A 22682-nucleotide genomic window follows, 5' to 3' on the forward strand; every position below is an offset into this window, starting at 1 on the left:
GAATGCCGATTCCCGTGGTTGTGGCCGGAACGCGTTTTGGCCAGTTCTATGCCGAGGCGGTTGCCCGTAATCCTCGTTTTGAGTTGGTGGGTATTCTTGCTCGAGGATCGCAACGCTCGGTGGAAGTGGCCGAGCGTTACCAGGTGCCGCTGTTCACTGATGTGGACCAGGTCGCCGAGGTGACCAAATTTGTCTGTGTGGCAGTGGGAACCCAAGCGCTCGGCGGTCAGGGCACTGAGTTGGGTATTTGTTTGCTGCAAACCGGCCTTGATGTGCTGATGGAACAACCTGTGCATTATCGTGATCTGGTCCAATTGGCGCGCGCTGCATCCATGTCCAAGCGTAATTTTCACGTGGGAGATCTGTACCTCAATCTGCCTGCAGTCAGGCAGTTCGTCAAGATGTTCGCCACCTTGTCCGCGATCTCCCCGCCTACCCACTTGGTCTGTGAACTTGCCAACCAAGTTTGCTTTCCTTTAGCCCATCTTCTGGTCAAAATGACTGGTGGGGCAAAACCGTGGTCTTTCACCGAGGCCGTGGCTGAGCCCGATGCACCTATCGTGCAACTGGGAGGAAAAATTGCGGGTATCCCAGTCAGTTTCACAGTGCACAACACCGTGGGCGCAGAGGTGGCTGATGCAGACATGCCCCTGCTCTTCGGGATCACCGTAGGTTTCGGATCAGGACGGTTGAGTCTGCGTGACCCACACGGTCCGATTGAATGGCACCCGGCTCTGACGCTTCCCGCCGACACCCTTATTCCTGCTGACTTGGGCTGCCATCCTTCAACATTGCTTGATCAGGACACCACTTGTTTCATCCCGCCCAATCCGTTGTCGTTGCGTGAAGCACTCGCTCGCCAGTGGGTGGATGCACTGAGCATGGATATGGACGCATGGCGCAAAAGTACTGCATCAGGCCGTGCTGTGGGTTTGCAGCGGGCTTTTGCCGCTGCCGAACTCTGGCATGAGATGACCTCCCGCGTTGGAGCACCTCGTCCTGTAGCCGCTGCTGCGATGGGAATCGACTGGGAAACCGTTGAGATCGCCAGATTGCGTTCCATGGCTTGGCCCCAGATCGCCGCTGAGTCCAATGTTACATCGGTGGCTTCAGCGGTTGCTGGACTCGATCGTGCCGCTGAGCTGTCGATGGCCGCACTGCTGGGGATGCATGCAGAGTTGAGGACCGGAATGCTTCTTGCCGATCTGCTGGACAGCGTCGAGGTCTGTCCTGCCACGGCTCACATTCCGCGTCGTTGGATCCGAAGATTGCAGGAATCTGGATGGCTCACCACTGTTGATGGCCTGGTGCAGGCCACCCCTCGGTTGCGTGCCCACCTCGACGATTTGTGGATGGCTGCTGACCGCGCGTGGGAAGAAGCAAAACAGGGGTGGAATCATCGTCTGGGTTCTCCGCAGGTTCTTTCCTACTTCCGGAGCCACTTGGAGAACTTGGCTGATCTGATGGCCGGAAAAATGAATGCTGTGAATCTTCTTTTTGTGGAAGGTTCTACCGAGCAGGCGCATGCCTTGTACCGGGACACCATGATTGCTGCATGCCTCAATCAGTATATTGGGGCTCATGTCGCCGAGTTGGCCGCTGAATGTAGAGAAGGATTGCGGATTCTAGAAGTGGGAGCTGGAACTGGAGCTACGTGCGATGTGATTCTGGACAATGTCAATGACCTTGATCCTGCTTCCTTGGCTGAGTATCACTACACAGACATTTCCTCCTTCTTCTTCGCGGAATCCCGCGCCCGTCACCGAGGAGATGGCAGAATAATCCATCACGTACTTGATCTCCAAGATCCCAGGGCGTTCATTCAGCTGGATAGCCAGTTTAATGTGGTGGTGGCAGCCGGGGTACTGAACAACGTTGTCGATGTCGTCGAGGTACTGAGCAGAATGCGACGGGTACTGGCCCCGGACGGGCAGATCATTCTCTCCGAAGCTTTCCAGGAGTCAGCTCTGATGCTGCTCACCCAAGCCTTCATGATGTCCGAGGCCTATGACCTGCGCGCCGCGACCGACACAATGTTCTGTACTCATGATCAGTGGCTGGCCAGTTTCGAGGCCGCAGGGCTCTCCTGCATTGAGCACTGGCCGCCCGATGACCACCCGATCTCTGTTCTGGGTCAGCGGGTTTATATTCTTATCGCGCCGGAGAACCAACAACAGGAGGAATTATGATTGTGAGCCGGGATCCCTTCCCATTTGTTCACGAACCTCGTCGTGGCAGACTGGTTTTCTGCTTCCATCATGCTGGCGGGAATGCTTCATCCTACCGACCGTGGGTGGGCATACATCCAGACCTTGATGTTATCCCCGTTGAGTTGCCCGGGAAAGCAACTCGAATGAAACAACCTTGGGTGGGAGACTTCTCCAGTCTCGGAGTTCACCTCGCATCCGAAATCTCCCGGATCGCTGTTGAGCCGGTGGTGCTCTATGGGCATTCCATGGGAGCGGCCATGGCCTATCAAGTGGCTGCCTGTCTCCAAGGGGCAGCTCGAGTAGAAGTGGCTGCACTCGTTGTTGCCGGTAGGCAGGCTCCAGGTCAGATACTTGAAGGGGAGTATCACTCATCGATGGGACTGGCTGCTCTGAAACAAGAGTTGGTGATTGCTGGAGGTACTCCCGCTGAGATACTTGCCGACGAGGCAGCGATGGATCTGCTGCTGGGGCCCATCCAGCGCGACTATATGCTCCACGAGTCCTTCGAACACCATTCGACGATCCTAGATGCTCCCATTCTTGCCTTTGCCGGGAACCAGGATCCCACCTTGGATTCTGAGGCCATGCGGTTGTGGTCGGGATTTACCAGAGGCAGGTTCCGATTGGTGACTCATGATGGTGGGCACTTCTTTCCATTGGAAGACCAAGGTTTTCTTGATCGGCTCGCTGAAGAACTGGAGGATCTGCTGAGATGATCCGAGGCACGTCGTCCGACGTGCTGCCCATCTCCAGAGCAGTCACGGGCACCCGGCTGGGAGCCCTCTGCAGTCGCGATCACCGAGTGCAGCTTGAATGGTGGGCTCGCACTGCATCAGGAGAAGGCCGTAGCCCGGGTGCTTCGTGGATGAGCCGAGAGCAGCGGCAGAGGATAGATGCTCTCGTTGACGCCGATGACCGCAGCACCCGCCTATTGGCCCATGCCGTGGCCTCATCAATGGTGAACAGGGTGCACAGTGGAATGGATCCGAGTAACGCAGTCATCGATCATGCTCCCGATGGGAGGCCGATGACCCGTTGTGGGTTGGAGGTGAGTCTCTCCCACTCCCGCACCGTGGTGGCAGTTGGTGTGGGAAAAAGAGGGGTGCGGATCGGAGTTGATGTGGAAGACATCGAAAGGGCTGATGAAGCGGCCCACGTTGCTGGGATGATCGCTCATCCCCGGGAAGAGGCGTTGCTGGGCACGTGCCCAAAGGCACGGCTGAAGCTGTGGGTGGCCAAGGAGGCAGCGGTGAAAATCGGGTTCACCAGCTTGGACGAGGCCCATTTGCTCGACTTGTCGGCCCTGCTCGAACCGGGCAAGGCTGGCTGTGACCGACGTATTGACTGGTGGCGAGTGATCGTGGGACGGATGCACGTCGCGGTATGGAACGACCAATACTGTATCGGTGCTTTGGCTCGCGTCGATAGGTGAGAATGCCAAGTGCTCGTGGGAGAGCGGAACCACAGGTGAGCTCGGATCCATTCAGCCCTGCGCGATTTCGGCTGCAGTCAACCAAGCCTCCTCAAGTTCAGCACATCGGGCTTCCAGACCAGTGAGTTCCTCCTGGAGGGTGGCCAGGGCGATGTAGTCACTGGCCTGTTCGACCATAGCGGCATGCACCCGCTTGATCTCGATGCTCAGTTTCTCCAATTGGGATTCCAGCCGGGCCGCCTGCTTGCGAGCAGTGCGCAGCCGTGCCTGCTCGGAGACCTGACCGGTCTGCGGATGGGGAGCAGGGGCCGGTGCGACGGCCGCCTGGCGTTCGGTTAAGTACTGATCCATCCCGCCCGGCAGCAGCACACAGCTGCCGTCGCCGCGCAACGCGTACTGCACGTCGCAGACTCGTTCAAGGAAATAGCGGTCGTGGGATGCAACGATGAGGGTTCCCGGCCAAGTGTCCAGATAGTCCTCAAGCACGGTGAGGGTGTCGATGTCCAGGTCATTGGTGGGCTCGTCGAGCAGTAACACATTAGGTTCTGCGATCAACAACCTTAGTAATTGCAGCCGACGGCGTTCCCCGCCCGAGAGCTCACCGATCCGGGTGACCAGCTTGTTTCCGCGGAAACCGAATTCCTCGAGGAGATTTGTGGTGCTCGCTGTACGACCGGTCGCTAGCCGGGTCTCCTCACGCAGCTGGTTTACCGAGGCCAGGACCTGCTCGGTGTCGTCGAGTTCGTCGACATGCTGAGATAAATGGGCCAGCCGCAAGGTCTTGCCATGTCTGACGATGCCCGAGGTGGGGGAGAGCTCACGAGACATTAACCGGAGCAGGGTTGATTTTCCTGCCCCGTTCACCCCGACTAGGCCGATCCTGTCTCCAGGACCGATCGACCATGTGAGATCGTGCAGCAGCACCCGCTGTGCACCTACCGTCACCGAGACGTTCTTCAGATCAATGACCTCCTTGCCGAGGCGTGCCGAGGAGAACTGAGCGAGTTGGAATTTGTCCCTGGGCTCGGGTACATCGGCGATCAATTCGTTAGCAACCTCAATGCGGAACTTCGGTTTCGAGGTGCGGGCCGGGGCGCCGCGTCGTAACCAGGCCAATTCCTTGCGTATCAAGTTCTGGCGTCGTGCTTCGTTCGCCGCTGTCTGACGGGCACGTTCTGCCCGGGCCAGCACATAGGCCGCGTAGCCACCTTCGTAGGCATCGACGACCGCATCGTGCACTTCCCAGGTCTTGGTGCACACGGCGTCCAAGAACCACCTGTCGTGGGAGACGATAAGCATCGCTGTACCGCGGTTCTGCAACTCGACAAGGTGCTTTGCCAGCCAGTCGACTGCCTCCACGTCGAGGTGGTTCGTCGGCTCGTCCAATACCAACAGGTCGTGGTGGGCGGTCATCAAACCGACCAGCCCCGTGCGGCGACGTTCCCCACCTGACAGCTCGGTCACCGGGGCATCAAGGTCGATCCCGGCCAGGAAATGCGCGACGACGGCCCGGTTGCGTCCATCTGAGTTCCACACGTGGTCGGGGGCTGACGCAAGGGCGACATCACGAACCGTCTGTCCTTCCACCAGGTGCTCGACCTGGGTAAGACTCCCCAATGAGATCCCGCCGGTGCGGGTGACCCGGCCAGAATCTGGCTCCACGACACCGGTCAGCATGCCCAGCAGGGTCGATTTCCCGTCGCCGTTGCGACCGACGACGCCCACCACTTCACCAGCGCCCAGCCCGAGGGAGACATCGTCGATGAGGATCCGGGTGCCATAGGATTTGGTGAGATGCTCCGCGTTGACCAGATTGGGTGCGACCACGCCTCAACGTCCCCGCATCGCCTTACGGGCCCCCTTCATGTTGGTGGGCATCGGGCCCTTCGGGATTGGCATGCGGCCTTTCATGTTGTCCAGGGCACGCAGCCTGGAGATGACCTCTTCCTGCTCCACTTTGTCGATGGCCTTCGGCAGGGATTCGATATGCTTGGTGAGTTTTTCCATCGGGACCATGCCCTCGCCCTCGCCCATCTGGATGGCCTCGACGGTGATCCCGTAGAGCACTGCTTGGTGGCGTTTAAGCTCAGAATTCAGTAGCGGGCGGAGCCGGGAAGGGTTTCCATCGCCGATCAGCACCACTCCGGGGGCCCCGACCACGCGGTGGATACAGTCCTGTTGGCGAGTGAAGGCGATTGCTGGGGTGACGGTCCATTTCTTGTTGTTCAGCATGGACAGAGGCACTTCACCGGCTCCCGGGGTGCCCTTGTAGCGCAGATAGGTTCCGGTGCGGGTACGGCGGGTGAGCATAAACAGAGCCGCGGTGAACCCGAATAGCAGCGCCATGATCAGTGACATCCACCATCTGGCGCCGGTCAGCGTGGACAACCCGGCGATGAGGGCCGCCGCGACGATGAAGGAGCCGACCAGCCACAGATTGAGCTGCGGATCGACTTCCCGGGTAAGCCGGTAGGACTCACGTACCTGTTTGACGATGCCCCAGTCCCTGGGGTTGTCGGAGTTCTTCTTGGCTGCGCGCAAGGCCTTGGCCTCGGCCTTCTGCTTCGCCGCAAGTTCCTTGGCCCGTTCGCTCTTCGCCATGTCGCTCCGTGTTCGCCTGGAAGTGTTGCTGGGGGCAGGGGTCTCGGCCACCCGGTGTCTGAATGGCTATCCTACCCGACGAGATTGTCCAGTTCAGTACACAACGACGGGGACACAGGCGGAAGCTGTGACCCCGTCGGGATGTTTGAATGAGCGATCAGAGACCGAACTCGGCGCCGAAGATACCCTCCTCCAGACGATGCTTGATCGTGGACAGGAACCGGGCCGCCACAGCACCGTCGATCAGACGGTGGTCGTAGGTCAGCGAAAGATACATCATGTCCCGGATCGCGATGGTGTCGTTGCCGAAGGAATCCTTGACCACCACCGGGCGCTTCACCAGGGCGCCGGTACCCAGGATGCCTGAGTTCGGCTGATTGATCACCGGGGTGTCGAACAGTGTGCCTGCCGAACCGTAGTTGGTGATGGTGAAGGTGGCACCGGACAGCTCGTCGGGGCCCAGTTTGTTGTCGCGGCCACGGGTGGCGAGATCCGAGATCTGCCTGGCGATGCCGCCGACATTGAGATCACCGGCATTCTTGATGACCGGGACGATCAGGCCACGAGGGGTATCCACCGCGATGCCCAGGTGTTCGGCTCCGGGGTAGACGATGTTCTTGTCTTCAATGTAGGCGTTGATGATCGGGAAGGCCTGCAGTGCTTCCACCGTCGCCTTTGAGATGAAGGCAAGGTAGGTAAGGCCGGTGCCCTCACGCCGCTTGAAATCGTCCTTCACCTTGCCGCGTAGCTTGGAGATGGCGGTGAGGTCAACCTCGACGGTGGCGGTCAACTGGGCGGCGGTCTGCAGGGACTCCACCATGCGCGCGGCGATGATGGTGCGCAGTCGCGGCATCTTCTCGCTGGTGCCACGCTTGGCAGCGTCGGTACCCTCGGGAGCCTTCGGTGCCGAAGCGGGAGCAGCCGATGCAGCCGGGCTCTCAGCCCGTGCCGGAACCTTGGCGGCTTCGGCGGCAGCCTGCACATCCTGCTTGCGGATGCGTCCACCCACCCCGGTGCCGGTTACTGCGGACAATTCGACACCCAGGTCGGCGGCCATCTTGCGTACCAGCGGGGTGACATAGGCAGACGGATCGGAGCTACCGGTGGCGCGCGGCGCGATCCGGGGAATCGTCGGGGACGGCGAGGGACCCTGCGGGATCTGGGGAGCCGGAGGCTCTACGGCAGGGGCCACAGGTGCGGTAGCCGGTGCCCCGGGAGCCGGGGTCGCGGATGGTGAACCGACCAACCCCAGTACGGAACCGACGGCAGCGACCTCGTCCTCGGGAACGCGGATCTCCAACAGCACACCGGTCGCCGGGGAAGGAATCTCGGTGTCGACCTTGTCGGTGCTGACCTCGACCAAGGGCTCGTCGGCGGAAACCTGCTCACCGACCTCCTTCAGCCAACGCGACACGGTTCCTTCGGTGACGCTTTCGCCCAGTACGGGCAGGGTGACTTCAGTCGACATGGGTAGCGCTCTCCTTTGACGTGATGTCGGTACCAGTTGCAAGCCTAACGCCCCAGAGCGACGTGTGGGAAAACCGCGGCTGGTTTGGTCAGCAATCCGCAGTTTTCTCAGCCGACTCAGATGTACTTTGCGTCATCAAGGCTGCCAAGCAGACCAAGGTTCGTACTGCGGTTCCCGTCGCGTTTGCGGGCACGTAATCGTGGGCTGACCCGGTGTTCCATGCTGGTCCTGCGATGTCGAGATGCGCCCAGTTGTGATCTTTGGTGAAGTGCTGCAGGAAGGCAGCTGCGTAGATCGTTCCCCCTGAACGGGTATTCTTCGATTTCAGATCGGCGAAGGGGGAGGACAACTGGGAACGGACCTCTTCGGTGACTGGGAGTTGCCAGTAGTCCTCACCGGCGAGTTCGGCAGCGTCCAGGATGTCATCGGCCACCGGGTCACTGCTCACCATGAGTCCGGCGGTCCGCTCTCCTAGGGCAACAATGCAGGCACCGGTCAGGGTAGCGACATCCACGATCAGCTCTGGCGAGTCCTCGGCGGCTCTGGCCAGAGCATCTGCGAGAATAATCCGGCCCTCGCAGTCGGAATTGGAGTTCTCCACGGTGGTCCCATCGTAGGTGGTAATCACGTCGCCGGGACGGTAGGCGGCTCCCGAGATCATCGACTCGACTATCGGGGCGTAGATCGTCACATGCAGCGGTAATCCTAGGGTGGCGATCACTCGCAATGCAGCCACGACGGTGGCGGCTCCCGCCATGTCCTGTTTCATGGTGAGCAGGGAGGACTCGGTTTTCAGGTTATAGCCGCCGGAGTCGTAGGTCACCCCCTTGCCGACAAGAACCAAATGTTTTGTAGCCTGCTTCGGGTGATAGTCGGCGCGCAGCAACCGGGGTGGGCGCACCGATCCTCCACCGACCGCGAGAATGCCGCCATAACCGCCCTTGGCGAGGGCCTTTTCATCAAGTACCTCGACATTGATCCCCTTTGACAACCCCAGGTAGTCCTTGGCCTGTCCGACGAGTTCGCTGGGGCCGAGCAGATTCGGCGGAGTGTTCACCCAATCCCGCACGACGCGGATCGCCTCGGCGACCACCATTGCATTCTCCAGTTCCTGCTGGGCTGAGGAGGGCCCGATCACCACGATCGTGTCGCGCGGGATCTGCTCATCGTCGTTGGAGATCTTCGTGAACTGGTCTATGGCGAGCACCGCTCCTTGGGCGACTGCCGCCACCTGCTTGCCGTGGTCGGTGTCCAGGCTAATGACAATCCGTCGCATGGAGGGCAGCTTGGTATGGGTGATCCGGCGGATCGCATGCCCGGCACCGCGTCGCAGGTCCTCGTTACTGAGGTCCAAGTCATTACCCAGTCCTACTACAGCCAGCCGCTTGCTGCCGTTTCCGAGCACCGTGACCGATCCGGGCTTCGAGGTGGCGCCGGCGGCCACCACCGTTTCAGTCAAAGTGCCAGCGGTGGCCCAATGTTTCTCCAGTTCCGGGGTTGCGCCCACTACAGAATCGCAGCCTTTGACGGTGACCAAACCGATGACCACATCGGTTGCGTCCCGGGTGTCGGTACCCAGTTCCACCGTCGCTGTGGCGATGCGGTCGGGATTGAATCGGCTGAAGTCAGCGGCGCCGCGTCCCATTGCGAGAGTCCTCCTGCGAATCGTTGATGCTCAAAGGCTATGCGCAGTTGTGCACTCGGATCCAATGGCACGTGTACATGACGGACTGCCGCGCTACAGGAGCGTATGTCACGTGCTTGAGGTCTCTCTCACGCATGGCTTCTTCATCGTATCCTCGTGGGATCAGGATCAATGTCCCTGCTCGACCAAGATTCTTAGGTAGTCACCGTAACCTGACTTCTCCAACGCGGTTGCTCGTGCCAACAGTTCCTCATCACTCAGCCAGCCGTTGCGCCAAGCGATCTCTTCCGGGCAGCCCACTTGGAGCCCTTGACGTTTCTGGATGGTGCGTACGAACTCACTGGCGTTACTGAGAGAATCGAACGTACCGGTGTCCAACCAAGCTGTACCACGTGGAAGTACCTCAACCTTCAGTTCGCCCTGTTCCATGTAGATCCGGTTGATGTCGGTGATCTCCAGCTCGCCGCGTGCTGAAGGAATCAACTCCCGGGCGTATTCCATGACGTTATTATCGTAGAAGTACAAGCCCGGTACCGCCAGATGCGATCTGGGGTTCTCGGGCTTTTCCTCGATGGAAATCGCCATGCCGCTCGCATCGATCTCAACCACTCCGTAGGCGCGGGGATCCGCCACCTGGTGGCCGAAGATTGTGGCGCCGTTGACATTTGTGTGACGACGTAACCGGGTGCCGAGCCCTTGACCATAGAAGATGTTGTCACCCAGCACCAGGGAAACACCATTGGTACCGATGAAATCGGCGCCAATGGTGAATGCCTGGGCCAGACCCTTGGGCTCGGCCTGGAGAGCGAAGGAGAGGTTGATGCCGAACTGGGAGCCATCACCGAGCAAACGGTGGAAGGGCCCGGCATCGTGCGGGGTGGTGATGACCAGAACATCGCGAATCCCTGCCAACAGCAGAGTTGACAGCGGATAATAGATCATCGGCTTGTCGTAGACCGGGAGGAGCTGCTTGCTAATGGCTGTTGTGAGTGGATGCAGACGCGATCCGGTTCCCCCGGCGAGAATGATTCCGTGCACTGTTTCCCCTGGCTGTTGTTGACTTGGAAGAGCGGGCCTCTCGATAGGAGCAGACTGACGCTTAGGTTACCCACGCTAGCTTGTTCGCCTAGAGGGTGACTCGCTCTTGGCGCACGGTGGCCGGAGAAACCCGAGTACCCCAGGACAGCGCCAACCCATACAATCGCGGGCAACTTCAGTTCGTGCGGGACATAGTTGCTTGTGCGGGCCGGTGACGAACCCGGCTTGTGTCCGGGCTAGAGCCCAGCAAGGTACTCGCGCATCCGTTGTCGCAGGTCAGCAGCCCTGAAACCAGTGGACTCGATCTTGGACAGATCCAAGGTTGAATTCAATGGGCGTCGTGGGGCTTGCTGCTTGTCGGCGAGGTATTCAGCGCTGGTCACAGCCGATACTCGTGCGGGATCGTGCCCGCATAGTTCAAAGGTGGAGGCTGCCACCTGGTACCACGTGATTGGATCGCCGGTGTTCGATAGGTTGTAGGTGCCGAACTCGGCCCCAGAACGCACCAAATGGATAATGCCGCTGGCCAAGTCTTCGGCGAAAGTCAATCGCCCAATCTGATCGGACACCACGGTTGGGTTAACTCCATCATCGGCGAACGCCTTCATGGTTCTCATGAAGTTCTTGTCGCCGCCGATCACCCAAGAGGTACGCACCAAGTAGTGGCGCGGCACCGGGGTGACAGCTGCATCGCCGGCAGCTTTTGATTGCCCGTAGACGCCGAGAGGGGAGGGAGGATCGTTTTCAGAGTATGGAGCCTTGGTCCCGTCGAAAACATAGTCCGAGGAGATGTGGACCAGAGTGAAACCGTGTTCTACTGCAGCCTTGGCGAGGTTAGCTGGGCCAACAGCATTGGCCCGCCACGACAGCGGAAGCCCTTCAGGGGACTCCGCCCCGTTGACGTCAGTCCAGGCCGCAGCGTTGATCACCAGGTCGTAGGAGGACCAGTCCACTTCGGCCATGGCAACTGCATCAGATATGTCGAGTTCAGGAAGGTCCATTCCAACAAATTCGTAGCCTGCCGCAGGCAACTGGACGCCCAATTCCCGGCCCAATTGACCGTTGGCGCCGGTCACTAAGGCGCGGCGGTTCTTGGTCGCTGCTGGGAAGGGAACTACCTCGTCCATGTGCGGGTGGTACCGGTCATTTTCCGATAAAGTCGCCTGGTCCAATGGGATCGGCCAGTTGATTGCTGAGGCTGTGTCTGCCAAGTTGAGGAAAGTGTAGGTATCTCTAGGACTCCAGTGCGCATTCGTCAAGTAGGTGTAAATAGTTTTGGGCTCCAAGGTCTGGTAGGCATTGCCCACGCCGGCGGGTACAAAAATCGCCATCGATGGGTCGATCTCACGGGTGAACACGGTGCCGAAACCTGGACCTTCACGTAGATCCACCCAAGCTCCGAAGATTGTGCCGGCGGCAACTGAGATGAACTTGTCCCAAGGCTCTGCATGGATGCCGCGGGTTGTCCCTGCCTTGTCGTTGAAGGAGATGTTGTTCTGTACCGGACCGAAATCGGGGAGACCCAATTCCAGCATCTTAGCCCGTTGCCAATTCTCCTTGAACCAGCCGCGGTTATCAGTGTGGACAGGTAAATCGATGATCAGGACTCCCGGGATGGGCGTGGTGTGCAGTCCAAGACTCTTTTCTGTCCGGAGATCATTCATCATTGTTCACTGTTCACTGTTCACGCGTGGCATATCTGACCTCAACGAACTTCTTTTGTTTGCGCCACCAGCTCTCATTGGTGCGATACCATTCGATGGTGGAAGCCAGTCCGATTTCAAAGTTACTATGGACGGGCTCCCAACCGAGTTCGGTGCGTAGTTTGGTGGCGTCGATTGCGTAGCGCATGTCGTGGCCTGGGCGGTTCGTAACATGATCGTATGCGTCGGTGGGTTGGCCCATTTGGAACAGAATTGACTCGATGACGCTCCTGTTGTTTTTCTCTCCGTCGGCACCGATCAGATATGTTTCGCCGATCACCCCGGCCTCCAGGATGCGCAGCACTGCGGAATTGTGGTCATCAACGTGTATCCAATCACGTACGTTGAGTCCCTGACCATAGAGCTTGGGGCGAATCCCATCGATCACGTTGGTGATCTGGCGTGGAATGAATTTTTCCACATGCTGGCGGGGGCCGTAGTTGTTAGAACAGTTCGATAAAGTCGCTCGTATTTCGAATGAACGTACCCAGGAGCGAACCAAGTGGTCGGAGCCCGCTTTTGATGAGGAGTAGGGGCTGGAAGGTCTGTAGGGTGTGGTTTCGCAGAATCTTTCTGAGCTGCCTATTTCTAGGTCTCCGTAGACTTCATCGGTGGAGATGTGGTGGTAGCGTTTGTCGTGGGCGCGTACTGCTTCGAGTAGGGCGAAAGTGCCGTAGAGATTGGTCATGATAAAAGGCTCTGGATCATCCAGTGAGTTGTCATTATGTGACTCCGCAGCGAAGTGGACCACCGTATCCACTTTTGCGACCAGCCGGTCAACCAACTCGCGGTCGCAGACGTCCCCCACGACCAGCGTGAAGCGATTGGCGGGTAGTCCAACGAGAGAGGACTCGTTGCCTGCGTAACCCATCTTGTCTAACACGATGACAGTGTCGTCGGTGTTGTCCATGACCAAGTGGACGAAGTTGGAACCGATGAATCCGGCGCCGCCGGTGACGAGAAGTTTCCCCACGAGAAAATTGTAGTCGTCTTCCAGGTCCATGGAAGACCCTGGCGAGACTTCGCTCAGAAGGCCTGGAGAGCTTGCGTTTCTCAAATCCAGGGATGTCTGCACGGACTACCCCGTCATCCGTGGCGGCGCGCACCTTTGCGGCAACTGCCCGGCTCCTGCCGGATGCCCTGCCCACCTTTGTCTGCTGACGGGCATGGACCGGGGCGTACGTCAGCGTCGACGCCCACCAAGGCACTGTCTCATCAACCAGTCTGGAACTAGGTAACGTTGCGCACTGCAAGTGAGAATTCCGACCGAATGCTGCGCACTGGGCACGCCGTTGCGTCGTGTCGCATAGCGTGGGGTCATGGATCAGTTGTTGCAATCACCTCTGGCTTTTGCCCATGAACAGCTCGGCGCGAAGATGGCCGAGTTCTCCGGTTGGGCGATGCCCATTGAGTATGCCGGGGGAGGGGTGCTTACCGAACACGCGGCGGTACGTGAGGCGGTGGGTGTCTTTGATGTCTCGCACTTGGGCAAGCTACGGCTCACCGGCCCGGGGGCCGTAGCTCACCTCCAGTCCAGGTTGACCAATGACTTCGACAAGGTCGGGCCAGGCCAGGCTCTCTACAATCTGCTGGCGAATGCGCAGGGCGGGGTCATTGACGATCTCATCGCCTATGTAATCGCCGATGATGATGTCTTGTTGGTGCCCAATGCCGCCAACGCCACCACGGTCGCCGAGGTACTGGCTCAGAACATGCCCGATGGGTTGAAGCTGGCGAACCAGCACCGGGATCTGGCCATTATTGCCGTCCAAGGGCCTCGCTGCGATGATCTCATTTCACGGGTAGGGCTGCCAACCGACTTGGACTATATGTCCTTCGCCGTCATTGCCGGGGAGCGGGTAGGGCTGCCCACCACCTTGTGTCGCACCGGTTACACCGGGGAACGCGGGGTCGAATTGATCTGCCCGGCGAGTGAGGCAATGGATTGGTGGAACCGGCTCATGGAGGCTGGGGATCGGCTTGGGGTCCGAGCCTGTGGTTTGGGGGCCCGTGACACCCTGCGTACCGAGATGGGTTACCCGCTGCACGGCCACGAGTTCTCCCCGATCATCGATGGGATCACCGGGGGCGCGGCCTGGGCTGTGTCCAAGACCAAAACCGGTTACGACGGGGCCGAGGCCTTTGCCCGCATTCGCGCTGATGGTGGTCCGCTTCGCCGATTGCGTGGTATCAAGGCCCTCGGCCGAGGCATCCCGCGTCCCGGCATGGAGGTGGTTGATGCGGAGGGCGCGGTGATCGGCAAGGTGAGTTCGGGCACTTTCTCCCCGACTCTGCGCACCGGCATCGGGTTGGCCCACATCGACGTGGACCATGGACTGGGTAAACAGGTCGGGGTGCGAGTTCGCAACCGGGTTGAGAATTTCGAGATTGTCAAGCCACCTTTCGTAGAACCACACGTGCGCGACTGAGATGACTGTGAACCGGGTGGCTCAGGAAAACGTGGCTTGGGGCTACCCGGTGATCAGGCATCCAAGGACATCGGTCCGTAGACCACGATGCCGTCATCCAGCAACTCGACCTCGGCGACGCCGACCTCCTGGAGGAGATCGAAATTCTCACGCAACCAGTCCTCGGCCTCCTGTTGATCGGTGAATTCGGTGTCTAGACCGGACTCAGCGACATCGGTGGGATCCGGATGCGGGGAGGTGAAGGTCGGTTTCCAGGTGAAGCTCATCAGTATGTATCTCCTCTGTTGAGGGCGGTCGGCGGGCGGCGCATACGTCGTGGGGAGATCATCCGGGAGGCCATGTAACTCAGCAAACCCCGGCGCGGGGTACCCGGAAGACGCTCATCCAGTATTCGACGGAACCTGAACCACAAGATGGTGATCTCGATCAGGTCGATGGCGAGGATTCCCCACATCACGACGACCGCCGCGGTCAGCAGCATGGGGACCCAAGAGCCGGCGATGAACAGGGCCATGGATAGCAGCAGCACGGGCCAGGCAAATTCGGAGACAGTCCACCGGGAATCGATGAAATTGCGCAGCAGCACCCGTTCTCTGGCACTCTCGATTCGCTGGTAAGCCCGCTCGTTGCGTTCTGCGTTGAGCCTGCGTTCCCTCTCTCGCTTCTCCTTCTTCGACAGGGTAGGGCGCAGTTGTTCTCGCCGGGCAGCTTCGGCTTGTTTGCGGGAGGGAGTTGGGATCCCCTTGCCGTGGTGCCCGGCAGCGTCGGCGCCTGTTGCGACATGGCTGGGCTCCGCAGTCTGCTTGGAGCGGTCATCCGAATATGGGCGGAACAGTCCCACTTGTCATCCTCGATTCCATGGGTGGTGCGGCAAACATATCAGTCGTCATGGCTCCGGGACAGTGTGCGGGAAGGGTCAACAAACCCTACAGGACTACTGGAGGAGTGAAATGCCGTGTGAGGGTTGGTTGGGGTAGCGTCGGGTTGTTGGGCGTGGCAGGTCCGATTCCCTGACCACGCGGAACGGAAGGACTTGTGGCCCATGGCAGGCATCTTCTCTCGCATTTCGCGGGCGTTGGCACCACGCCCGGAAAACGACCAGGGCACCGAGGCGCAGGCAGGGACGCAGCATCGCAGCACGCCCCCAGTCAATCCCGAGGCTTCATTGCGTAAGACCCTTATCGATCTGCGCGCATCGGCGGCGCGGGTCGCGGAATCCCGACGTCATGTTGCCGGACGCGTTGACGAGATGGCAACTCGCATTGATCAGCATACGACGAATGCCCGGCGCGCGGTGGTATCGGGGCAGGACGAGATAGCGCGTGAGGCGTTGGGTTCCAGGCAGGTTCTCATGTCCCGGCTAGCCGAACTCGATGCCCACCACGATGAACTGCAGCGTACCGAGGAGGCTTTGGTGCGGGCTTGCACCAGGCTCAGCGCCAAACTTGACGACATCGCTACACAACGGGATGGTGGCTGGGCAGGACTTCCTGCTGAGGAGGCCGGAGTCCGGGAGGCAGAGGCTTGGCGGGGCGTCAGTGAGGATTTCGCCGAGGCGGGCGAGGGACTGGCCCGGGCCGACCGGTTGAGCCAGGTTGATGTCGATGACTTGCAGGCTCAGGTTCCCGATCTCTCTCGGGAAGCCATCGACCAAGAACTGGCGGAGTTGTCTGGCATCACCTACCGCAACCCGGATGCTGCCGGTGCGGCATCTGCGGTCCAGGATGAATGGAGCAGTTAATGATTGTGCGGATCTCATGGGACAAGCACAGTGAGATCTGCTAGCCAGAGAAGTTGTTGCCCTGGCACAACACTGCCATGGGGAACTCAGGACTGCGATCGAAGAAAAAGGGCGGCTAAGGGGGTTGAGACTTTGATAGCGATCCGTCATCTGGTGCGGGAAAATAGTCGGTGGCGCTCCTAAGCTGGTCAGCTCGACTGTTCGATACGGTTCTTCCCGCTCCCCGGTGGCCGATATTGAGGAGATCACCGAACTGGATGGACTGCTCCAATACTGAGAGCGGACTCGTTCCCGGGCCATTCCGTCCCTCAGCATGACGACAACCAGGCCCTCGACCGATGGGCTGACGCTGTTCGGCGGCGTAGACTCGCCGACGAGAACTAGACAAATCTTGGAGCGAGCAATGACTGAAACCCCAACGCGTGTCACCGGCGTGAGCCTGTCCGATGCCGCCGTCGCCAAGGCCAGCGCCCTGCTGAAAGCCGAGGAACGTGACGACCTTGCCCTGCGCATCGCGGTGCAGCCCGGCGGATGTTCGGGGCTGCGTTATCAATTGATGTTCGACGACCGCCAACTCGACGGTGACCTGCGTGACGACTATGACGGGGTCGCCTTGGTAGTCGACAAGATGTCAGCTCCTTACCTGAATGGGGCTAGCATTGACTACGCCGACACCATTGAGGCCCAAGGCTTCACCATCGACAACCCGAACGCGACCAACACGTGCGCTTGCGGAGATTCTTTCCACTGACTTGAGATTTTGCGGAGTCCCGAGGGCTGAAGTTGCCGATTCTGTTGGAGGCTTCCATGAGGTCGCTGCGGGGCCTCACCCGTACGCCGGGATCAGGCGGAGAGGTCACGACCAACTGCTCGACAGGGGGCGGCCCTCCTCGTAGCCGGAGGAAGATTGGATGCCGATAACGGCCTTGTCATGAAACTCCATGAGGTTATGAGCGCCCGCGTAGGTACACGAGGACCTCACCCCGGAGGTAATCCAGTCGATGAGGTCCTCTACCCCGGGACGACGGGGATCCAGATACATCTTGGAGGAGGAGATACCTTCCTCAAACAGCGCAGCCTTGGCCCTGTCGAAGGAGGACTGGCTGCGGGTTCGATTGCGCACAGCTCTGGCCGAGGCCATCCCGAAATTCTCTTTGTAGGCTCTGCCATCGGGATCGTGTAACAGATCACCGGTGGACTCGTGGGTACCTGCGAACCAAGAGCCGATCATCACGTTCCCAGCGCCTGCAGCCAAGGCCAGGGCAACGTCGCGCGGATAGCGCACCCCACCGTCTGCCCACACCGCGCCATTGCGATCCCCAGCGGCCTCGGCGCACTCCAGCACCGCTGAGAACTGGGGTCTGCCCACTCCGGTCTGCATACGGGTAGTGCACATCGCACCGGGCCCCACGCCGACCTTGACGACATCTGCCCCGGCATCCAGCAAATCAATGGTGCCTTGGGCCGTGACGATGTTTCCTGCCACGATCGGGATACGCCTTCCAGTTGATGTCTGGAACTCCTCACGGACCGGGAGGACCCTACCCAAGGCATCAACCATACGCTGCTGGTGTCCGTGTGCGGTGTCCATCACCAAAACGTCCGCGCCGGCATCCAGCAGGGCCCGGGCACGACCGGCTGAGTCCCCGCTGATTCCGATGGCAACCGCTACCATTAGCCTTCCCTGAGGGTCCAGCGCGGGGGAGTAGATAGCACAGCGCAGGGCACCGCGCGAAGACATCACCCCGACCAAGGCGCCGGAGCCGTCCACTGCGATGGCGAGTTTCTGTCTGGTCTCCGCCAAGAGGTCGAAGACATCCTGAGGGGTGCTTGTGTCGGGAATCACGGTGAGGTGGGTGGACATTACCTCGTGCACTTGGGAGAAACGGTCGACCCCGTCAGTCTCACTCGTCCCCAAAATACCCACTGGTATCCGTTCAGCATCAATGACGATGACGGCACCGTGCGACCGTTTCGGTAGTAGGGCCATCGCCTCGCCAACCGTCATTGTCGGATCCACCGTGACCGGGGTCTCGAAGACCGTTGGAGCTGCCTTGACCTTGGCCATGGAAGCCGTCAGGACATTCACCGGGATATCTTGTGGAAGCACCGCCAGTCCACCGCGACGTGCCACAGTCTCGGCCATGCGACGCCCGGAGATCGCTGTCATGTTTGCCACAACGAGCGGAAGCGGTAGCTCAATCCCGTCGCGGGAGGTGAGGTCCACGTCGAAGCGGGAGGTGACTGCCGACCGGTTGGGGGCCATGAAAACATCGTTGTAGGTCAGGTCATGGGACGGGTTCGTGTTGAGGAATCGCACCCATGCATTCTGCCCCGGATCTGGTGGAAGAAACCGGGAACCGGCCCCAATTGGGGAATCGCGGCAGCAGACGCGGTAGCATCGGGCGTGTCTGGTTGTTCCGAGGCTGGCCCGGCATTGGTGCGGGGGCTGCCCAGGTGAAGGAGAGGCTGCTATGAGTAACACCACCGCAGATGCGAGCGACAATCTGCTCAAGGTTCTCGTGTACTCGAGCAACCGTTTGGTGCGGGAGAAGATCAAGGCTGCCCTGGGGCGGCGCATCGCTGCCGATCTTCCTGAGATCACCATCACCGAGTTTGCCACTGACGAGGCACTGATCCGCGCACTTGATGCCGAGAAATTCGACGCGGCTGTCATGGACGGTGAGGCCGTTCCCGGAGGCATGGGGATCTGCCACCAGATCAAGGACGAAATCATCGACGCACCGCCGGTCGTCATACTGGTCGCCCGGCCCCAAGATGCTTGGCTGGCCACTTGGTCGCGAGCCGATGCGGTGGTGGGTTTCCCGATTGACCCGTTACGGCTACCCGGCGATGTCGCCCAAGTAATCCGTGACCGGCGAAATAGTGTCGTCACAGTGCTCAGCTCCGTCGATGTGGTGCCCGGAGTCGGGTCGCGACACGACTGAATCATCGATATCCCACTGGATGTCCACCAGTCGCGACCGGGTAGGTGCAGTTGCTGGGCGGCGGTAGCCTTGCGCCCATGATCTTCACGTGGCCCGATATCCTGACCCATCTCATCGACGGCGAGGACCTGGATGCCGATGCGGCTCGTTGGGCCATGGCACAGGTGCTCGCCGGGGATGCGTCGCAGGCCCAAATGGCTGCTTTCCTGGTGGCGCTTCGGGTCAAGGGCGAGACGGTCGTCGAGATCGACTCCATGGCTCAGGCGATGCTTGATGCAGCCACCCCGATCACTCTTGACACTCATGCGGTAGACATTGTCGGCTCCGGTGGCGACCGAGCCAACACCGTCAATGTGTCGACGATGGCCGCGATTGTCGCCACAGCTGCAGGGGCGAAGGTCGTCAAGCACGGTAACCGGGCCTCCTCCTCCAAATGTGGAACCGCCGACTGCCTGGAGGAACTTGGGTTGGCGTTGGAGGTGGAACCCGCCCGCCAGCAGGAGGTGCTGGAGCGCACTGGCATGGTTTTCCTCTACGCCCCGATGTACCACACAGCCCTTCGGCACATTGGTCCGGTACGCAGGGATCTCGCAATACAGACAACGATGAATTTCCTGGGCCCGCTCGCCAATCCTGCCCGCCCGGATGCCCAGGCGCTGGGTATGGCAAACCGGCGAATGGCGGATCTGGTCGCCGGGGTGATTGCCCATCGTGGCAACCGGGGGCTGGTCTTCCACGGTACCGACGGACTGGACGAACTCACCACGACAGGCCCCTCGAATATCTGGTTGGTGCGCGGTGGGCAGGTTGTCGAGACCGTCTTCGACCCGACCACGATCGGGATCGCTCCGGCTGCTCCGGCAGATCTTGTCGGTGGTAACTCGGCGGTGAACGCCAGGGTAGTGCGGGAACTGCTAAGCGGACGCAAAGGTCCGGTGCGTGACATTGTTGAACTGAACGCAGCCGCTGCGCTGCTGGCCTATGACGGGCCTGATCTCAATGTGCCGGTGACCGACCAGATCGCCGAGCGTATCAGCCGGGCTGCCGCGGCCATCGACGACGGGCAGGCAGCTGACCTGTTCGATCGGTGGATCGCCACCAATGCAGAACTGGCAACCCGCTGACCCGGTGGAAGACTGACCTTCAGAAGAGTCTTGAAACGGTGGGGCACCGCGCGATCCTGCCACCGATGTGATTTCGCAGGTGATACTCAGCTGGGATACAACACCACTAGCACCCATGGGCCGCACCACAGCCCCGGGCCATAGGCGAAGACTGAGCCGAGTGGGTGAGGATGATGGCGTCGCCACGCGGTGGTGGCTATTCCCCACAGCGCAGCGGCTACGGTGCCCACCAGCATGGTGATTGACCATCCGCTCAACCCGTGAAGTGCACCCAGTGCCCCGGCCATCCCGGCCAGGTGTACGTCGCCGAAACCCAGTGAGCGGGTGAGTAACCAGAAGATCGCGAAGATCCCGGCTGAAGCAGTTGCCCCGATCAATAGTGCAAATACTAGGTTGGGCGCTTCGATGCAGTGGACAGCGAGGGTACCGAACAGCCCGGTCCACAGCAGGGTGGTGCAGCGCCGCGGAAGCCATGTTGAGCGGGCATCAACCCACACCAGGACCAGTCCGGCACCTGCCCACACAGCCCATGCCCAGAGGGCCTTGATGCCGAGAACCGCGCACAGTGTTCCTAGCATGGTTGCTGCGAGACACAGGCTGGTCACTGCGGGCCATGTGATCAGCGAGCGGTAGCTGGGTTTGTGCGCGATATCGGGGTCGTCTCCAGTCGGTTCCGGATGGGTGGCGACCAACAGCAACTGCACGAGGGCCGCGAATGCGGCAAACACTGCAGGGATCATCGCATCCATTGTCTCCGGCTGGGGTATATCAGCGTCTCGGGGTCGATGCCCCGGGCCTCGCATGCAGCCTCGGCGCGCAGCATCTGTAGCCGCGTGCACCACACATCGCTGCCCGACATCAGTGTGCGCAGTTCGTGGGGAAGTACCGTGGTGAATCGGGCCATTTCCTCCACGCTGACCCCATCCAGGCCTAACCGCCACATCAACATCCGTAACGCAGGGCAGGGAGCAGGCTGGGTGGCCATCTCTGTCAATCTGTGGCGGGTGAGCCCAAGGAGCCTTTGGGCATAGCGACGCGGAATCATCCGGACCTGGTGGCCGTTCACGCCGTGCAGCAACTGGGCGACCACACTCGAAGGTACCCCGGCGGCTCGGGCGATGGCCCGCCAGGGCAATCCGGTATCGCTGATCAACTGCCTTACCCAGGCGCGAAATGCGGTGGCATCGACCAGATCACTCGGGCAAGGGGTGGATGTGCGGGAGTACGGGGATTGCGCGAGACGCGGCGCTGCAACGATGGTCATCATTCCTCCTCGTCTGGGGCGACGAGACCAGTCAAGTCGCGCAGCAGAGTGGCTGACGAGGTTTTGCCCGGTACAGACAACACCACCGCGAATCCGGACAACACCGAAGAGGTCCTGGACAACACCTGTGCAGGTTCGGACAACACCGCACATATTGTTGGCGGGGGGCCGGGGCTCTCCCCGGCCCCCGCCAATGATTCAGGTTCAGCGCAGGGCGCGGGTGAACCCGGCGGCTTGCGCGGCCTCCTCGGTGGCGAACCACACATCGGCGTTGGTGCGCTCGTAGCCCATCGAATTCGGGGTGTGGTACTTCATCGAACGCTCATTGCCCTTGATCCAGAACTCAGCGGGCGGGTTCTCACCCACGTAGGAGCCTTCACCGTAATCGATCTTCCCGGTCTCGGCGCGTTTGGCCTGCCCATCTCGATGTGGATCTTCCTTGGGATTCGGGGCTGCCGGTGCCCAGCCATCGTCTTTGGTACCGAGTACCTCGCGGACCACGAGCACCAAGGCACCGAGGAAGGCCGCCACCCCCAGCAAAGCGAACAGCTTGCCGAGGGAGCAACGTTTCTTCGCCTTGGGTACCACGACCTCGGCCTCATCATCTTGGACTTGTCCCAACCAATCGGCCAGGTGCGGCTGGACATCGTTGTCAAAATGCTCCGAGATGCTCTCGTAGGCTTGGGTGACCACGGGGCTCACCAAATCGACGGTATCCGCAACTCGCGGTGCGAGATGCTGCTCGTAGAGATCCTCGATGGTGTCCTTGGTGTTGCTTAGCACAGGCGTGATTGCATCGACCGCTTGCTTGCTGGTCTTCTTCGCCTTGGGCGCCACCTGCTCGAAGACTTCTTCAAATGCGTTGGTGGTGTTCTTTGCGGCCAGTTCGGCGGCCTTGCGTACCTTTTTCGATCGGCGAGACATATTCGCTCCGTTCGTTGTTGAGGCTCGTGATCGAGCTGCTCGTAGTCGAGCACTTACCACCGTAGTTCACCGCTGCACCGAACCAACCCCTGCACGCCGATCAGCATCGATGCAATTGCACACAGCTGTTGGCCGAAACTGGCCATGATCGTTGC

General features: G+C 60.3%; 21 protein-coding genes and 1 pseudogene. 8 read left to right on the forward strand and 14 right to left on the reverse strand.

Annotation, left to right across the window (positions count from 1 at the left end):
* The first annotated feature begins 2 nt into the window (after nt 1–2).
* The 3 genes from HMPREF1531_RS09135 (at nt 3) to HMPREF1531_RS13025 (ending at nt 3642) form a co-directional block, all read left to right on the forward strand.
* On the forward strand, nt 3–2189 hold the full coding sequence (locus HMPREF1531_RS09135; protein WP_036897645.1) for a bifunctional Gfo/Idh/MocA family oxidoreductase/class I SAM-dependent methyltransferase: 2187 nt from the start codon (nt 3–5) through the stop codon (nt 2187–2189).
* Complete coding sequence (locus HMPREF1531_RS09140; RefSeq protein ID WP_016669663.1) at nt 2186–2926, forward strand: thioesterase II family protein; 741 nt, start codon at nt 2186–2188, stop codon at nt 2924–2926. The genes HMPREF1531_RS09135 and HMPREF1531_RS09140 overlap by 4 nt, the downstream gene beginning before the upstream one ends.
* Before the next feature lie 149 nt (nt 2927–3075).
* Nucleotides 3076–3642: a 4'-phosphopantetheinyl transferase family protein gene (locus tag HMPREF1531_RS13025; protein WP_051123367.1), complete on the forward strand. Its 567-nt coding sequence runs from the start codon at nt 3076–3078 to the stop codon at nt 3640–3642.
* 51 nt (nt 3643–3693) lie between these two features.
* On the opposite strand, the gene HMPREF1531_RS09150 is transcribed toward HMPREF1531_RS13025, so the two are convergent.
* From HMPREF1531_RS09150 to rfbB, 7 genes are all read right to left on the reverse strand, one after another.
* Nucleotides 3694–5469 (reverse strand): ABC-F family ATP-binding cassette domain-containing protein, encoded by a 1776-nt coding sequence (locus tag HMPREF1531_RS09150; protein WP_016669665.1) that lies wholly within the window; start codon nt 5467–5469, stop codon nt 3694–3696.
* Nucleotides 5470–5472: 3 nt separating this feature from the next.
* The gene (locus tag HMPREF1531_RS09155; RefSeq protein ID WP_016669666.1) at nt 5473–6243 is read right to left on the reverse strand and encodes a DUF4191 domain-containing protein; all 771 of its coding nucleotides are present in this window, start codon (nt 6241–6243) and stop codon (nt 5473–5475) included.
* A 157-nt stretch (nt 6244–6400) separates the two neighbouring features.
* Nucleotides 6401–7747 carry a 2-oxoglutarate dehydrogenase, E2 component, dihydrolipoamide succinyltransferase gene (gene sucB / locus HMPREF1531_RS09160; RefSeq protein WP_269593320.1) on the reverse strand — a complete coding sequence of 449 codons (1347 nt, stop codon included), beginning with the start codon at nt 7745–7747 and terminating at the stop codon, nt 6401–6403.
* Between the two features lie 52 nt (nt 7748–7799).
* Complete coding sequence (locus HMPREF1531_RS09165; protein WP_016669668.1) at nt 7800–9356, reverse strand: leucyl aminopeptidase; 1557 nt, start codon at nt 9354–9356, stop codon at nt 7800–7802.
* A 168-nt stretch (nt 9357–9524) separates the two neighbouring features.
* Nucleotides 9525–10394 (reverse strand): glucose-1-phosphate thymidylyltransferase RfbA, encoded by an 870-nt coding sequence (gene rfbA, locus HMPREF1531_RS09170; protein ID WP_016669669.1) that lies wholly within the window; start codon nt 10392–10394, stop codon nt 9525–9527.
* A gap of 236 nt (nt 10395–10630) precedes the next feature.
* Entirely contained in the window at nt 10631–12061 is a 1431-nt protein-coding gene (locus tag HMPREF1531_RS09175) for a sugar nucleotide-binding protein (protein WP_016669670.1), read from the reverse strand.
* A gap of 10 nt (nt 12062–12071) precedes the next feature.
* On the reverse strand, nt 12072–13070 hold the full coding sequence (rfbB, locus tag HMPREF1531_RS09180; protein WP_036898915.1) for a dTDP-glucose 4,6-dehydratase: 999 nt from the start codon (nt 13068–13070) through the stop codon (nt 12072–12074).
* 346 nt (nt 13071–13416) lie between these two features.
* Here rfbB and gcvT point away from each other — a divergent pair, with 346 nt between their 5' ends.
* A complete protein-coding gene (gcvT, locus tag HMPREF1531_RS09185) occupies nt 13417–14526 on the forward strand; it encodes a glycine cleavage system aminomethyltransferase GcvT (RefSeq protein WP_016669672.1) in 1110 nt (369 codons plus the stop codon).
* 53 nt (nt 14527–14579) lie between these two features.
* Here the strand turns inward: gcvT and HMPREF1531_RS09190 are convergent, their stop codons facing one another.
* Nucleotides 14580–14792 carry a hypothetical protein gene (locus tag HMPREF1531_RS09190; protein WP_016669673.1) on the reverse strand — a complete coding sequence of 71 codons (213 nt, stop codon included), beginning with the start codon at nt 14790–14792 and terminating at the stop codon, nt 14580–14582.
* Nucleotides 14792–15367, reverse strand: a complete 576-nt coding sequence (locus HMPREF1531_RS09195) for a DUF3043 domain-containing protein (RefSeq protein ID WP_016669674.1) — start codon at nt 15365–15367, stop codon at nt 14792–14794. The genes HMPREF1531_RS09190 and HMPREF1531_RS09195 overlap by 1 nt, the downstream gene beginning before the upstream one ends.
* Nucleotides 15368–15568: 201 nt before the next feature.
* On the opposite strand from HMPREF1531_RS09195, the gene HMPREF1531_RS09200 reads away from it, so the two are divergent.
* Together HMPREF1531_RS09200 and HMPREF1531_RS09205 are read left to right on the forward strand one after the other, a co-directional pair.
* Nucleotides 15569–16267, forward strand: coding sequence for a PspA/IM30 family protein (locus tag HMPREF1531_RS09200; protein ID WP_016669675.1), 699 nt, complete (start codon nt 15569–15571; stop codon nt 16265–16267).
* 403 nt (nt 16268–16670) lie between these two features.
* Nucleotides 16671–17018: a HesB/IscA family protein gene (locus tag HMPREF1531_RS09205; RefSeq protein WP_016669676.1), complete on the forward strand. Its 348-nt coding sequence runs from the start codon at nt 16671–16673 to the stop codon at nt 17016–17018.
* A gap of 105 nt (nt 17019–17123) precedes the next feature.
* On the opposite strand, the gene HMPREF1531_RS09210 is transcribed toward HMPREF1531_RS09205, so the two are convergent.
* Nucleotides 17124–18587 carry a GuaB1 family IMP dehydrogenase-related protein gene (locus HMPREF1531_RS09210; RefSeq protein ID WP_016669677.1) on the reverse strand — a complete coding sequence of 488 codons (1464 nt, stop codon included), beginning with the start codon at nt 18585–18587 and terminating at the stop codon, nt 17124–17126.
* Between the two features lie 154 nt (nt 18588–18741).
* Here HMPREF1531_RS09210 and HMPREF1531_RS09215 point away from each other — a divergent pair, with 154 nt between their 5' ends.
* Nucleotides 18742–19215 (forward strand): response regulator transcription factor, encoded by a 474-nt coding sequence (locus tag HMPREF1531_RS09215; RefSeq protein ID WP_016669679.1) that lies wholly within the window; start codon nt 18742–18744, stop codon nt 19213–19215.
* Between the two features lie 77 nt (nt 19216–19292).
* Nucleotides 19293–20339, forward strand: coding sequence for an anthranilate phosphoribosyltransferase (gene trpD, locus HMPREF1531_RS09220; RefSeq protein WP_036897649.1), 1047 nt, complete (start codon nt 19293–19295; stop codon nt 20337–20339).
* Between the two features lie 86 nt (nt 20340–20425).
* Here trpD and HMPREF1531_RS09225 read toward each other — a convergent pair whose 3' ends face one another.
* The 4 genes and pseudogenes from HMPREF1531_RS09225 to HMPREF1531_RS14445 all read right to left on the reverse strand — a co-directional run.
* A complete protein-coding gene (locus tag HMPREF1531_RS09225; RefSeq protein WP_016669681.1) occupies nt 20426–21079 on the reverse strand; it encodes a prepilin peptidase in 654 nt (217 codons plus the stop codon).
* Nucleotides 21076–21603, reverse strand: a complete 528-nt coding sequence (locus HMPREF1531_RS09230) for a hypothetical protein (RefSeq protein ID WP_016669682.1) — start codon at nt 21601–21603, stop codon at nt 21076–21078. Before HMPREF1531_RS09230 ends, HMPREF1531_RS09225 begins: the two co-directional genes overlap by 4 nt.
* Nucleotides 21603–21749: a hypothetical protein gene (locus HMPREF1531_RS13700; protein ID WP_156860235.1), complete on the reverse strand. Its 147-nt coding sequence runs from the start codon at nt 21747–21749 to the stop codon at nt 21603–21605. The genes HMPREF1531_RS09230 and HMPREF1531_RS13700 overlap by 1 nt, the downstream gene beginning before the upstream one ends.
* A gap of 58 nt (nt 21750–21807) precedes the next feature.
* Nucleotides 21808–22041: pseudogene (locus HMPREF1531_RS14445) on the reverse strand (sunset domain-containing protein); the annotation flags it as partial.
* Nucleotides 22042–22682 lie beyond the last annotated feature (641 nt).

Origin of the sequence: Propionibacterium sp. oral taxon 192 str. F0372, assembly GCF_000413315.1 — a bacterium.
Taxonomy (GTDB): domain Bacteria; phylum Actinomycetota; class Actinomycetes; order Propionibacteriales; family Propionibacteriaceae; genus Brooklawnia.

Bases quoted from the DNA above. Each gene is read 5' to 3' on its own strand.
- HMPREF1531_RS09135 (WP_036897645.1), top strand. From the start codon at position 3: ATGCCGATTCCCGTGGTTGTGGCCGGAACGCGTTTTGGCCAGTTCTAT.
- HMPREF1531_RS09140 (WP_016669663.1), top strand. From the start codon at position 2,186: ATGATTGTGAGCCGGGATCCCTTCCCATTTGTTCACGAACCTCGTCGT.
- HMPREF1531_RS13025 (WP_051123367.1), top strand. From the start codon at position 3,076: ATGAGCCGAGAGCAGCGGCAGAGGATAGATGCTCTCGTTGACGCCGAT.
- HMPREF1531_RS09155 (WP_016669666.1), bottom strand. From the start codon at position 6,243: ATGGCGAAGAGCGAACGGGCCAAGGAACTTGCGGCGAAGCAGAAGGCC.
- HMPREF1531_RS09165 (WP_016669668.1), bottom strand. From the start codon at position 9,356: ATGGGACGCGGCGCCGCTGACTTCAGCCGATTCAATCCCGACCGCATC.
- HMPREF1531_RS09175 (WP_016669670.1), bottom strand. From the start codon at position 12,061: ATGATGAATGATCTCCGGACAGAAAAGAGTCTTGGACTGCACACCACG.
- gcvT (WP_016669672.1), top strand. From the start codon at position 13,417: ATGGATCAGTTGTTGCAATCACCTCTGGCTTTTGCCCATGAACAGCTC.
- HMPREF1531_RS09190 (WP_016669673.1), bottom strand. From the start codon at position 14,792: ATGAGCTTCACCTGGAAACCGACCTTCACCTCCCCGCATCCGGATCCC.
- HMPREF1531_RS09200 (WP_016669675.1), top strand. From the start codon at position 15,569: ATGGCAGGCATCTTCTCTCGCATTTCGCGGGCGTTGGCACCACGCCCG.
- HMPREF1531_RS09205 (WP_016669676.1), top strand. From the start codon at position 16,671: ATGACTGAAACCCCAACGCGTGTCACCGGCGTGAGCCTGTCCGATGCC.
- HMPREF1531_RS09215 (WP_016669679.1), top strand. From the start codon at position 18,742: ATGAGTAACACCACCGCAGATGCGAGCGACAATCTGCTCAAGGTTCTC.
- trpD (WP_036897649.1), top strand. From the start codon at position 19,293: ATGATCTTCACGTGGCCCGATATCCTGACCCATCTCATCGACGGCGAG.
- HMPREF1531_RS09225 (WP_016669681.1), bottom strand. From the start codon at position 21,079: ATGATCCCTGCAGTGTTTGCCGCATTCGCGGCCCTCGTGCAGTTGCTG.
- HMPREF1531_RS09230 (WP_016669682.1), bottom strand. From the start codon at position 21,603: ATGACCATCGTTGCAGCGCCGCGTCTCGCGCAATCCCCGTACTCCCGC.